This is a genomic window from Pseudomaricurvus sp. HS19 (assembly GCF_009857815.1).
Lineage (GTDB): Bacteria > Pseudomonadota > Gammaproteobacteria > Pseudomonadales > Cellvibrionaceae > Pseudomaricurvus.
On the sequence record NZ_WVVW01000001.1, the window covers coordinates 572714 to 584883 of the forward strand.

Annotated in this window: 11 protein-coding genes; 3 read left to right on the plus strand and 8 right to left on the minus strand. The window is 58.2% G+C overall.

Annotation, left to right across the window (positions count from 1 at the left end; genetic code table 11):
• Positions 1-114 precede the first annotated feature (114 nt).
• From GSF27_RS02460 to GSF27_RS02485, 6 genes are all read right to left on the minus strand, one after another.
• On the minus strand, positions 115-1287 hold the full coding sequence (locus GSF27_RS02460) for a cupin domain-containing protein (RefSeq protein WP_160965365.1): 1173 nt from the start codon (positions 1285-1287) through the stop codon (positions 115-117).
• Positions 1288-1376: 89 nt separating this feature from the next.
• The gene (gene purB / locus GSF27_RS02465; protein ID WP_160965367.1) at positions 1377-2756 is read right to left on the minus strand and encodes an adenylosuccinate lyase; all 1380 of its coding nucleotides are present in this window, start codon (positions 2754-2756) and stop codon (positions 1377-1379) included.
• 80 nt (positions 2757-2836) lie between these two features.
• Positions 2837-3472 carry a high frequency lysogenization protein HflD gene (gene hflD, locus GSF27_RS02470; protein WP_237457334.1) on the minus strand — a complete coding sequence of 212 codons (636 nt, stop codon included), beginning with the start codon at positions 3470-3472 and terminating at the stop codon, positions 2837-2839.
• A 46-nt stretch (positions 3473-3518) separates the two neighbouring features.
• Positions 3519-4646 carry a tRNA 2-thiouridine(34) synthase MnmA gene (gene mnmA / locus GSF27_RS02475; RefSeq protein WP_370462550.1) on the minus strand — a complete coding sequence of 376 codons (1128 nt, stop codon included), beginning with the start codon at positions 4644-4646 and terminating at the stop codon, positions 3519-3521.
• Positions 4647-4726: 80 nt separating this feature from the next.
• A complete protein-coding gene (locus GSF27_RS02480) occupies positions 4727-5194 on the minus strand; it encodes an NUDIX hydrolase (RefSeq protein ID WP_160965369.1) in 468 nt (155 codons plus the stop codon).
• Positions 5195-5290: 96 nt separating this feature from the next.
• Positions 5291-5968, minus strand: a complete 678-nt coding sequence (locus GSF27_RS02485) for a pseudouridine synthase (protein ID WP_160965371.1) — start codon at positions 5966-5968, stop codon at positions 5291-5293.
• 132 nt (positions 5969-6100) lie between these two features.
• Here GSF27_RS02485 and GSF27_RS02490 point away from each other — a divergent pair, with 132 nt between their 5' ends.
• Positions 6101-8335: an NADP-dependent isocitrate dehydrogenase gene (locus GSF27_RS02490; RefSeq protein WP_160965373.1), complete on the plus strand. Its 2235-nt coding sequence runs from the start codon at positions 6101-6103 to the stop codon at positions 8333-8335.
• Between the two features lie 140 nt (positions 8336-8475).
• On the opposite strand, the gene GSF27_RS02495 is transcribed toward GSF27_RS02490, so the two are convergent.
• Positions 8476-8754: a cold-shock protein gene (locus tag GSF27_RS02495; RefSeq protein WP_160965375.1), complete on the minus strand. Its 279-nt coding sequence runs from the start codon at positions 8752-8754 to the stop codon at positions 8476-8478.
• Positions 8755-9114: 360 nt separating this feature from the next.
• On the opposite strand from GSF27_RS02495, the gene clpS reads away from it, so the two are divergent.
• Both clpS and clpA read left to right on the plus strand, forming a co-directional pair.
• Complete coding sequence (gene clpS, locus GSF27_RS02500) at positions 9115-9486, plus strand: ATP-dependent Clp protease adapter ClpS (protein WP_160965377.1); 372 nt, start codon at positions 9115-9117, stop codon at positions 9484-9486.
• Positions 9487-9526: 40 nt separating this feature from the next.
• Positions 9527-11794, plus strand: coding sequence for an ATP-dependent Clp protease ATP-binding subunit ClpA (gene clpA, locus GSF27_RS02505; RefSeq protein WP_160965379.1), 2268 nt, complete (start codon positions 9527-9529; stop codon positions 11792-11794).
• Between the two features lie 110 nt (positions 11795-11904).
• Here the strand turns inward: clpA and infA are convergent, their stop codons facing one another.
• Positions 11905-12123, minus strand: coding sequence for a translation initiation factor IF-1 (gene infA / locus GSF27_RS02510; RefSeq protein ID WP_160965381.1), 219 nt, complete (start codon positions 12121-12123; stop codon positions 11905-11907).
• Between the last annotated feature and the right edge of the window lie 47 nt (positions 12124-12170).

Consider the following 12170-nt stretch of genomic DNA (forward strand, 5'->3'; position numbering starts at 1 on the left):
GGAATTCCTGGTGGTCTGCTGGCGGGTCGTTAGACAGTGATCACGGCATGGTTACCGGAGCATTATGCCAATTGTGGCTACCTGTCGCCAAAAGCCGGTCACGAAAAGCGTTATTTACGCTTCGTCGTCCTCCAGCGCTTCTTCGTCATCCGGGTCTTCCAGGTGCCCCTGAAACCAGAGCAGGTTCAGCAGGCACCGATCGGTCTCCGAGGTTGCCAGGGCCAGCAGGGCGTCGATCTGGTAGTGGTGTTCCGCGCAGAGCGCAGTGGCCAGTTGCGTGCTGCAGTCGTGACTGGTGCCCGCGACGAAAAAGCGGGCCTGATCAGTGCCGGAGGGTAGCCAGGCAAAGCGTGACGCCGGATGCTTTTGCAGTTGCTGCGGCAGCTCGTTCAGGTAGTCGTCTTCCGGTTCGGTTAGTGCGCTGTCATCGGAATATTTGGGACGGGTCATATGGCGACCCAGCCAGTCGCCTGCCGACTCGCGATTTATGTGTGATCGCCACAGCTCCAGTACTTGTTCGATGGCGTCATTGTCCAGCAGTCCCGGATTGACCGGGGCGTCGCGCCCGCCGTCATTAAAGCGTTCAAACTCGGTCAGTTGTTGCAGTGAGTCCTGTATCAGACCCTCGAGGATTTCACTGTGGCTGGGGGCACGAAAGCCGATGGAGTAGGTGATGCAGTCGTCATCCAGGGCTGTTCCCCAGTGGGCCAGTCGTGGTGGCAGGTAGAGCATGTCGCCCGGCTGGAGCACGTATTCGGCTTCTGCCTGGAAGTCGCTCAGGATGCTCAGCTGGGTGTCTGGTAACAGGGCAGAGTCCGGACCGCAGAGTTGGCCCAGTTGCCAGTGCCGCTCGCCAGCACCTTGCAGCAGAAATACGTCGTACTGGTCGAAGTGGGGGCCGACACTGCCACCGTTGACGGCATAGCTCACCATGATGTCGTCCAGGCGCCAGTCCGGAAGGAAGCGGAATGACTCCAGCAGGGCAGTGAGCTCGGGGATATAGTGATCCACGGCCTGCAGCAGCAGGGTCCAGTTGCTCTCGGGCAGCTCGCTGAAGTCCGCTTCGCTGAAGGGGCCGCAACGAAGTTCCCAGGGGGTTTTGCCCTGCTCGAGAATAATCCGCGATTCAATCTCTTCCTCCAGCGCCAGGCCCGCCAGTTCATCCGGTTCCAGCGGCGATTCAAAGCCGGGAAAGGCCTGCCGGATCAACAGCGGTTTCTGCTGCCAGTAGTCACGCAGGAAGGTGTTTATATCGATGTCGCCGAGGCGGGTCAGGGGTGCAGGCATGGTGGGCAGCGTCTGGTTGAGGTGTTGGGCGGGGATGGGTTGGCGCTGAAAACAAAAACGCCCGCAGGAGCGGGCGTTTGGGCTCAGGCTCAGATGTCTTTTGCCTGGGAGACTGCGTTGCCGATGTAGTTGGCCGGAGTCAGCTCGCGCATGGCCTGCTTGGCCTCTTCCGGAATATCCAGCGTCTCTACAAAGTTGGCCAGGATCTCGCGGTTGATGGTCTGGCCACGGGTCAGGGCTTTCAGCTTCTCGTAGGGCTCAGGAACATCGTAACGACGCATGATGGTCTGGATAGGCTCAGCCAGTACTTCCCAGCTGTTGTTGAGATCTTCTTCCAGGCGCGCGCGGTTGATCTCCAGCTTGCCAATCCCTTTCTGGGTGGAGGCGTAGGCGATAGAGCTGTAGCCGAAACCAACGCCCATGTTGCGCAGTACGGTGGAGTCGGTCAGGTCACGCTGCCAGCGGGAGATGGGCAGCTTTGCAGTCAGGTGTCCGAACACGGCGTTGGCCAGGCCCAGGTTGCCTTCGGAGTTTTCGAAGTCGATGGGGTTGACCTTGTGCGGCATGGTGGAGGAGCCCACTTCACCGGCAATAGTCTTCTGCTTGAAGTAACCGAGGGAGATGTAGCCCCATACATCGCGATCGAAGTCGATGAGGATAGTGTTGAAGCGGGCAACGGCGTCAAACAGCTCGGCCATGTAGTCGTGTGGCTCGATCTGGGTGGTGTAGGGGTTCCAGGTCAGGCCCAGGCTCTCAACAAAGACCTGTGCATTACCTTGCCAGTCCACGTTGGGGTAAGCGGAGAGGTGAGCGTTGTAGTTGCCCACGGCACCATTGATCTTACCCAGCAGCTCTACCTCCTGGATGCGCTGCAGTTGACGGCGCAGGCGTGCAACCACGTTGGCCATCTCCTTGCCCACGGTGGTGGGGCTGGCAGTCTGGCCATGGGTGCGGGACAGCATGGAGTCAGCAGCGTAGTCGTGTGCCAGTTTGGCAATGGCGTCCACGATCTGCCGGGCCTGTGGTACCAGCACGTCATCGCGGCCCTGGCGCAGCATGATGGCGTGGGAGAGGTTATTGATGTCTTCAGAGGTGCAGGCGAAGTGCACGAACTCGGTGACTTTCAGCAGTTCGGCGTTGTCCGCGAACTGCTCTTTAATGAAATACTCAACCGCTTTTACGTCGTGGTTGGTGGTCGCCTCAATGGTTTTGATGCGCTGGGCGTGCTCTTCGCTGAAGTTGGCCACAATGCCATCCAGCAGGGCGTTGGTCTCGGCGCTGAAGGGCGGAACTTCACCGATGCCTTCGTGCTGGGCCAGACGCTGCAGCCAGCGGATTTCCACTTCAACGCGGGCACGGATGAGGCCGTATTCGCTGAAAATGGTGCGATAGTCGGTGGTTTTACTGCCGTAGCGGCCATCAATGGGGGATACCGCAGTGAGGGCGGAGAGTTCGGGAGCTGAAGCCATAGTCGTCCAAGAGCCGTTCAAAAATTAACCAGTGAGAGGGTGAGGCGCGAATGATACCGGAAAAGTCCCTGCCTGCCGACCTAATTGAGCGGCAGTGTACGCAGCAATTCCTCGGCGCAGGCCGCCAGTCGCTTGCGCTGGATCAGTAGCTGCAGCCTGGAGCCCTTCACCTGTCGCCACAGGGTCGCCGAGCGGATACCGGCAAACAGCAGGGCGCGAACCTGATTGGCGATGCGGGCCTGCTGCAGGTAGTTGAAATCGCCCATGACCTGGATGCGGAAACGGAAGGTGCTGATGGTGTCGCCATAGAGGCCACCGATACTGGCAAGGACATTCTCGTGGCAGCAGCCGAAATGGTCAGCCTGCTCGGAGATCTGCTGCAGGCGCTTGCTGATCACCCCCAGCATATCCTTGCGGCCCATCATCTTTTTCTGCAGGTGCAACATGCCCAGCACGTAACGCAGGGCATCCGGGTGCTGGCGTACCTGCTTTTGCCGCAGCACATTGAGCATCACCTGCAGGCCCAGTTCCAGGCCTGAGGCATCACCGCCGTAGACTTCCAGTGTGGAGTCCGGGTTGATCTTGAACAGGCTGGCGATTGAGGTCTGTTGGTAGCGACTGGGTACAAAGCCGGTCTTGGCCAGCTCCTCCACCAGGGCGGCGGCCTGAAATATTCCTGCCAGAGCGAGAGTCTGGTGCATCCACTGGGTCTTCAAAAATCCTGCCTCGGTTGAGTGTCGGTTGAGATTCGATTGGCAGCGTTTACAGCGCTTGCTCGATAACAGCGCCGCCCAGGCAGACGTCGCCGTCATAAAAGACCACCGACTGGCCCGGTGTCACGGCACGTTGCGGCTGGTCGAATACTACTTTGAGCTGGTTATCGCCGGTTTTCTCCACAGAGCAGGCCTGGTCTGCCTGGCGGTAGCGGGTCTTGGCATGACACCGCAGCGGGAAGGTGTCTGTCTCACCATTGATCCAGTGCGCCTGGCCGGCGGTCAGGGCCTGGCTGAAAAGGAGAGGGTGGTTGGTACCCTGCACGGCCAGCAGCTGGTTGTTGACCAAATCCTTGCCTGCGACATACCAGGGTTCATCGCTGGCGCCTTTCATGCCGCCAATACCCAGGCCCTGGCGCTGGCCGATGGTGTGGTACATCAATCCGGCGTGGCGGCCGATAACATTGCCTTCGTCGTCGACGATATCGCCGGGTTGGGCGGGCAGGTACTGCTGCAGGAAATCCTTGAAGCGACGCTCACCGATAAAGCAGATGCCGGTGCTGTCCTTCTTGTTGTGGGTAATCAGGTTGTGCTCTTCCGCCAGTTGCCGCACCACCGGCTTTTCCAGGTCGCCAACGGGGAAAAGGGAGCGGCCGAACTCCTCTTCACCGACGGCGTGCAGGAAGTAGCTCTGGTCTTTATTGGGATCCAGCCCCTTGAGCAGCTGGGCGTGGCCGTCCAGGTCGCGGCGGCGCACATAGTGTCCGGTGGCAATCAGGTCGGCACCGAGCATTTCGGCGTACTCCAGGAAGACCTTGAACTTGATCTCCCGGTTACAGAGGATATCGGGGTTGGGTGTGCGGCCGGCCTGGTATTCGGCCAGGAAGTGCTCGAACACGTTATCCCAGTACTCGGCGGCAAAATTGGCGGTATGCAGGCGGATGCCGAGGGTATCGCAGACCCGCTGGGCGTCGATGAGGTCATCCTTGGCGGTGCAGTATTCGGTGCCGTCGTCCTCGTCCCAGTTCTTCATGAACAGGCCTTCCACCTGATAGCCCTGTTGCAACAGCAGCAGGGCAGCGACGGAGGAGTCGACACCGCCGGACATGCCCACGATTACTTTGGTGGTGGCGTTGCCGGTGTGGGGATCTGGGGTCTGGGGATTACTGCTGGTCACTGGGCTGATTCCGCTGCACTGTTCGATTGCCTGCCTGAACTCTGCTGCCGGACACCGGCTGAGGCAGAAAGGCGGCTATTCTACCGGTGCTGGTAGAGCAGTTCCAATGGGTAGCGGACGCCCAGGCGGTAATCGTCAATCACCTTGAGCACAATCGGGCTGCGCAGCTGCTCCTGCAGCTCCAGCAGCTCTTCATAGCTCAGCCAGACGGCCTCAATAATACCTTGGTCTAATTGAGCGTCCTCCTTTGCGGCTATAGCTTCCGCGATCAGGGTTGAGCGCAGGTAGGTGATGCCATTGGGGGCGTGGTAGAGCGAGAGGCCACCAAAGGCTATCGGCCGGACCTGCCAGCCAGTCTCTTCCAGAGTTTCGCGAACGGCGGCGTCGGTCAGGCTTTCGCCGCCCTCGATGTGGCCTGCGGGCTGGTTGTAGACGATGCGGTTATCGCGCAACTCCTTCACCATCAGGTAGCGGCCTTCGCGTTCGACGATGGTGGCTACGGTGGCGTGAGGTCTGTTGTTGGCGGTGGTCTGTGTTGTGTCGGGCATCTGCTATCGGTTCTCCACTGGCTGGCAGCCTGTTTTGTAGTTTTGCAACAAGAATATGCTCCGGGTTCCTGGTGTCGGGCGGCGGCTGAAGGCAAATTACCGCTTGCGCGACGGCCTGTTGCCGCGTGGAGTCTGCGGGTTGGTGCGGCTGCGGCGGGTGCTGCCGGACCTGTTGCCTGGTGGTGGGCGTTTTCCCGCAGGCTTGTCCGCGGTGCTGCCGGCGGGCAGGGACACCTCGAGCTGGCGGTGCTCCCCGGGTTGCAGCTGTTCCAGGCTCCACTCCCCGATGCTGGCGCGAATCAGCCTCAGGGTGGGGTGTCCGGCTGCAGCAGTCATGCGCCGAACTTGCCGGTTACGCCCTTCGCGTATGGTAATTTCAAGCCACTGGGTGGGGATGTTGCGCCGTTCACGAATGGGAGGGTCGCGTTGCCACAGGCATGGCGGAGGCTCCATGCGCCGCACCCGGGCGGGCAGGGTGGGGCCGTCCTTGAGCAGGATGCCATCCCTCAGCTGCTGCAGGGCCTGATCGGATGGCAGGTTCTCAACTTGCACCCAATAGGTTTTCGGGAGCTTGTGGCGGGGATCGGCTATCCTGTGTTGTAGCTGGCCGTCGTTGGTGAGCAGCAGCAGCCCCTCGGAGTCGTAATCCAGTCGCCCGGCCGGGTAGAAACCGGGCATGTCATGCAGGTACTGTTTCAGGGTGGTGCGGCCATCGCTGTCGCTGAATTGGCACATTACCTGGAACGGTTTATTAAAGAGAATGATCTGGCTCATGGCGTTACTGGCTGTGGCTTTGATGTAATTTTACTACCGAAATCGGGGTGTGTCTGGTAAGATGCGCCGCGAATTTCCGGAGCCGGGCAATGGCTCCTACCAGCGGATTGACCTGACGTAACGGGAGATAAAATGTCTAACGAAACACCCAAGATCATCTATACCCTCACTGACGAAGCGCCTGCACTGGCCACCTATTCACTGCTCCCGATCGTTCAGGCGTTCGCCGGTAAGGCGGGCGTTGAAGTGGAAACCCGAGACATCTCCCTCTCCGGTCGTATCCTGGCCACCCTCAGCGAATTTCTGCCTGAAGAGCAACGCATTGCCGACGACCTGGCTGAGCTGGGAGCCCTGTGTGAGACTCCCGAAGCCAATATCGTCAAGCTGCCCAACATCAGTGCTTCCGTGCCTCAGTTGAACGCTGCCATTAAGGAGCTGCAGGCCCAGGGTTATGCTTTGCCTAACTATCCGAACGAGCCTGCCAGCGATAAGGAAGTGAAGATCAAGGCGCTCTACGACTCTGTCAAGGGTAGTGCGGTAAACCCGGTGCTGCGTGAAGGTAACTCCGACCGCCGCGCGGCGGCTTCCGTTAAGGCCTACGCCAAGAAAAACTCCCACCGCATGGGCAAGTGGACCTCCGACTCCAAGTCCCACGTGGCTCACATGACTTACGGCGACTTCTACGGCAGTGAAAAGTCCCACGTGTGTGAGAGCCAGGGCAATGTGGTTATCCAGTATGTTGGTGATAACGGCAAGGTAGAGGTCCTGCGTAAAAAGACTCCCGTTCTGGTCGGTGAGGTTATCGATGCCGCGGTCATGAGCGTCAAGGCACTGTCTGCTTTCTTCGAGCGTACTATCGAGGAAGCCCGCACTGAAAATGTCCTGTATTCCCTGCACCTGAAAGCCACCATGATGAAGGTCTCCGATCCTGTCATGTTTGGTTATGCCGTGAAAGCCTTCTACAAGCCCGTGTTCCGCAAGTGGGGCGAGGTTCTGGAAAACCTGGGTGTGGATGCCAACAACGGTATCGGTGACCTGTACGCCAAGATCGGCGTTCTGCGTCAGGAGCAGCAGGATGCCATCAAGGCGGACATCGCTGCCTGCTACGCCAAGCGCCCTGAAGTGGCCATGGTGAACTCTGACAAGGGTATTACCAACCTGCACGTACCAAGCGACATCATTGTTGACGCTTCCATGCCGGCGATGATCCGTGACTCCGGTAAAATGTGGGGCGTTGATGGCCAGCTGCACGACACCAAGGCCGTGATCCCCGATCGCAACTACGCCGGTGTGTATCAGGCGGTTATCGAAGACTGTAAAGCCAATGGCGCCTTCGACCCATCCACCATGGGCAGCGTTTCCAACGTGGGCCTGATGGCCAAGAAAGCGGAAGAGTACGGCTCACACAACAAGACCTTCCTGGCCCCGGGCCGCGGTCGTGTACAGGTGATCGACGAGGCTGGCCAGGTACTGCTGGAGCAGGAAGTCGAGAAGGGCGATATCTTCCGTATGTGTAAGGTTAAGGATGCGCCTATCCGTGACTGGGTCAAACTGGCTGTTAACCGTGCCCGCGCCACCGGTACTCCGGCTGTATTCTGGCTGGACCGCGCCCGCGCCCACGACACCCAGCTGATTCGCAAGGTAGAGACTTACCTGAAGGAGCACGACACCTCCGGCCTGGAAATCCTGATTATGTCTCCGGTTGAGGCGACCCGTTTCTCCCTGGAGCGTATCCGTCGCGGCGAAGACACCATCTCCGTTACCGGTAACGTGCTGCGTGACTACCTGACTGACCTGTTCCCGATTCTGGAGCTGGGCACCAGTGCCAAGATGCTCTCCATCGTGCCACTGATGAATGGCGGTGGCCTGTTCGAGACCGGTGCCGGCGGCTCTGCGCCCAAGCACGTACAGCAGTTTGTGGAGGAGAACCACCTGCGCTGGGATTCCCTGGGTGAGTTCCTGGCCCTGTCCGAGTCCTTTGCGCACCTGGCACACCACTTTGACCTGCCCAAGGCGCAGGTGCTGGCAGACACCCTGGACAAGGCCAACGGCATGTTCCTGGACGCCAACAAATCGCCTTCCCGTAAAGTAGGTGAGCTGGACAACCGCGGCAGCCACTTCTATCTGGCACTGTACTGGGCCAAGGCTCTGGCAGAGCAGGAGAAGGATCCAGAGCTGAAGGCGGCGTTCGCGGCTGCTGCCGAAGAGCTGCAGGCCAATGAGCAGGCCATCGTTGATGAGCTCAACACTGTTCAGGGCGGTGCTGTGGACCTGGGTGGTTACTACCGTCCGGATCCGGAAAAAGCCGCTGCAGCCATGCGCCCAAGTGCAACCCTGAATCGAGTATTGGGTCATCTCTCTGCCTGAGACAGGCTGCTGGCATGAAAAAAGCCCGGGTTTGCCCGGGCTTTTTTTTGTCTTGTTGCTGGCGATACCGTGCCAGGGTGATTCTGCGCCGGCAGCGTCGGGATGATGAGGCTTGCGGGATAGGGCCGTAAGCGCCGGGATTAGCCGTAGGCTTCAGAGTGCCGCATTTGTGGGGGCTCGGTGGTAGCACCGGCGCCGCTGTCTTCCCCCATTTTATTGGGGAGCTGGATATTGGTTGCGTGTAACCCCTTGGCGCCCTTGATGGTGTCAAAGGTCACCGACTGGCCGGCCTTGAGGGTTTTGTAGCCCTCCATGACGATGGAGGAGTAGTGAACAAACAGGTCCTCGCCGCCATCGTCAGGGAGGATAAAGCCATAACCTTTGGCGTTGTTGAACCACTTGACTGTTCCGGTGGGCATAATCAGTTCCTTACGCGAGCCTGAGGCTGTCTCTTTCCGTTGCTTTATTGTCTTTATTTGTCGGTGTCGCTGTCCGTAGCGTGTGATCCTGCCAGTCGCCGATTCCGGGTCAGGTGCGGTACCTGTTTACCGGTAAGTGTGCATCCTGTTACCCGCAAGGGTTACCTCAACCGCTGTAGTCACGGATTTGGACGTACAAACGGTCATTTGTTGGGGGTATACTCATAGATGACTGGAGGACTGACCTCTTATAACGGACATATTTTTAGCCGTCAAGCAGGGTAAGTGATCAAATTGATGATTTGTTGATCTGGCTGGCGCGTAAAAAAACACCTCAAACCTATCGGGCCTCTTAGCGATATGGGTAATCTCGACAAACTTAAACTAATATTGAGCATGGATGATCAGGAAAATGACCATGCCGGGGGGTTGGGGGTAGCTGTACAGCCAGCCAAGCCAAAATTGAAGCGCCCCTCCATGTACAAAGTGGTACTGTTAAACGACGACTACACTCCAATGGAGTTTGTTGTGGAGACCCTGGAGATATTCTTTAATATGGGTAGAGAGCAGGCCACGCAAGTAATGCTCCAGGTACACACGCAGGGAAAAGCGGTTTGCGGTATTTTCACCCGTGACATTGCTGAAACCAAGGCAGCGCAGGTGAATCAGTTTGCCAGAGAGAATGAACATCCCTTGCTTTGCGAGATCGAAGCTGTTGAGGATGACGAATAGTAGATCACTGGTTTTAACGTTGCTTTAGGGGTAATAGCCAATGCTGAGCAAGGACTTAGAAGTTACCTTGAACCTCGCCTTCAAAGGGGCTCGCTCCAAGCGTCATGAATTCATGACCGTCGAGCACCTGCTGCTGGCCCTGCTGGATAACGACTCTGCAGTTAATGTGCTCCGCGCCTGCGGTGCCAATTTAAACCTTCTTCGTCGCGAATTAATTGAGTTCGTCGATTCCACCACACCCTTGATCCCGGAAAACGACACCGAGCGTGAAACCCAGCCCACCCTGGGCTTCCAGCGGGTGTTGCAGCGGGCCGTGTTCCACGTCCAGTCCTCTGGCAAGAAAGAGGTGACCGGGGCGAATGTGCTGGTCGCTATCTTCAGTGAGCAGGAGAGCCAGGCGGTTTACTACCTGAAGCAGCAAAATGTTGCCCGGCTGGATGTGGTCAATTTCATCACTCATGGCATTTCCAAGGTTTCCGGCTCGGATGAGCATCATGAGGACCACAGCGGCGAGATGAATGAAGAAGCCGGTTTGTCCGGGGAGCCCGGCAGCCAGAGCCCGCTGGACGCCTATGCAACCAACCTCAACGAAGAGGCGCGGCTGGGTCGCATTGATCCGCTGGTGGGGCGTGAGCCGGAAGTGGAGCGGGTCTGTCAGATCCTGACCCGCCGGCGCAAGAACAACCCGCTGCTGGTGGGTGAGTCCGGGGTGGGCAAGACCGCCATCGCCGAGGGGCTGGCGAAACGTATTATTGATGGCAAGGTGCCCGAGGTACTGGAGGAGAGTGTTGTGTACTCCCTGGACCTGGGTTCCCTGTTGGCAGGTACCAAGTATCGCGGTGACTTCGAGAAACGTTTCAAGGGGCTGCTTGCTGACCTGAAGAAGCGCGACCATGCCATCCTCTTTATCGATGAGATTCACACCATCATCGGGGCGGGTGCCGCTTCCGGCGGTGTTATGGATGCTTCCAATTTGCTCAAGCCGCTGCTGACGTCCGGTGACCTGCGCTGTATTGGTTCCACGACTTTCCAGGAGTATCGCGGCATCTTCGAAAAGGACAGGGCGCTCTCACGTCGCTTCCAGAAGATCGATGTTAATGAGCCCAGTGTGGAAGACACTTACCAGATCCTGCGGGGTTTGAAGAGTCGCTTTGAGGAGCATCACGGACTGCGTTACACCGATACCGCATTGAAAGCGGCGGCGGAGTTGTCCGAGCGCTATATCTCCGAGCGTTTCCTGCCGGACAAGGCGATTGATGTGATTGATGAGGCTGGCGCCTACCAGCAGTTGCTGCCGCCATCCAAGCGCAAAAAGGTTATTGGTGTTACTGACGTTGAAGCGGTTATTGCCAAGATTGCCCGTATTCCGCCGAAGAGTGTCTCCTCCTCTGACCGGGATCAGTTGCGCAACCTTGAGGATAACCTGAAGCTGGCGGTGTTCGGGCAGGAGAAGGCGATCAATGCGCTGAGTACCAGTATCAAGCTGTCCCGTGCTGGCCTGGGTGTGGCGGACAAGCCCATCGGTTCTTTCCTGTTTGCCGGCCCCACCGGTGTGGGTAAGACCGAGCTGTGCAAGCAGTTGGCCACTACCCTCGGTGTTGAGCTGGTGCGCTTTGATATGTCCGAATACATGGAGCGACATACCGTATCACGATTGATCGGTGCGCCTCCGGGGTATGTCGGTTTTGATCAGGGCGGTCTGCTGACGGATGCGGTAACCAAGCATCCCCACAGTGTGGTGTTGCTGGACGAGATCGAAAAAGCCCATCCGGAAGTCTTTAATCTGCTGCTTCAGGTTATGGATCACGGCACCCTGACGGACAACAATGGTCGCAAGGCGGACTTCCGCAATGTGATCCTGATCATGACGACTAACGCGGGTGCTGAAGAGATGAGCCGGGCCTCCATCGGCTTTACCCGGCAGGATCACACTTCGGACGGGATGGAGTCCATCAAGAAGATGTTTACGCCCGAGTTCCGCAATCGCCTGGATGCCATTATCCAGTTTGGTGCGCTGAGCCTGGATGTGATCAAAACTGTGGTGGACAAGTTCCTGGTGCAACTGCAGTCCCAGCTGGATGACAAGCGGGTTACCCTGGATGTCAGTGAAGAGGCGCGGGAGTGGCTGGCCATCAATGGCTACGACGTCAAGATGGGTGCCCGTCCCATGGCGCGCCTGATTCAGGAGAAGCTGAAAAAACCGTTGGCGGAAGAGGTGCTGTTTGGCGACCTGGCTGTCAGCGGGGGCGTTGTGCATGTGGATGTGGAAGACGACCAGCTGGAAATCAAGGTCGAGGTGCCTGCCTGATCCGCTTTTTGCCGGGCACACACAAACCGCCCCGTTGCGAGAGCAGCGGGGCGGTTTGGTTTAAGTCGGTAGCAATCTGAAGGCGGGGCGGTGTGGCAAGCCCCGGAATATCAGCGGGCGCGGTAGGTGATACGGCCTTTGGTCAGGTCGTATGGGGTCAGTTCAACTTTGACTTTGTCACCGGTCAGGATGCGGATGTAGTTTTTGCGCATTTTGCCTGAAATGTGAGCGGTGACGACGTGGCCGTTCTCCAGCTTCACACGGAAAGTGGTGTTTGGAAGGGTATCGATTACCTCGCCTTCCATTTCAAAATTGTCTTCTTTTGCCATTCGGCAACTTCCTCGATTGGTTTAAATCTCTGAGCCCGGTTTCGAGC

Excerpts from the sequence above, each read along its gene's own strand:
- GSF27_RS02460 (WP_160965365.1), bottom strand. The coding sequence starts at position 1,287 with ATGCCTGCACCCCTGACCCGCCTCGGCGACATCGATATAAACACCTTC.
- purB (WP_160965367.1), bottom strand. The coding sequence starts at position 2,756 with ATGGCTTCAGCTCCCGAACTCTCCGCCCTCACTGCGGTATCCCCCATT.
- GSF27_RS02480 (WP_160965369.1), bottom strand. The coding sequence starts at position 5,194 with ATGCCCGACACAACACAGACCACCGCCAACAACAGACCTCACGCCACC.
- GSF27_RS02485 (WP_160965371.1), bottom strand. The coding sequence starts at position 5,968 with ATGAGCCAGATCATTCTCTTTAATAAACCGTTCCAGGTAATGTGCCAA.
- GSF27_RS02490 (WP_160965373.1), top strand. The coding sequence starts at position 6,101 with ATGTCTAACGAAACACCCAAGATCATCTATACCCTCACTGACGAAGCG.
- GSF27_RS02495 (WP_160965375.1), bottom strand. The coding sequence starts at position 8,754 with ATGCCCACCGGAACAGTCAAGTGGTTCAACAACGCCAAAGGTTATGGC.
- clpS (WP_160965377.1), top strand. The coding sequence starts at position 9,115 with ATGGGTAATCTCGACAAACTTAAACTAATATTGAGCATGGATGATCAG.
- clpA (WP_160965379.1), top strand. The coding sequence starts at position 9,527 with ATGCTGAGCAAGGACTTAGAAGTTACCTTGAACCTCGCCTTCAAAGGG.
- infA (WP_160965381.1), bottom strand. The coding sequence starts at position 12,123 with ATGGCAAAAGAAGACAATTTTGAAATGGAAGGCGAGGTAATCGATACC.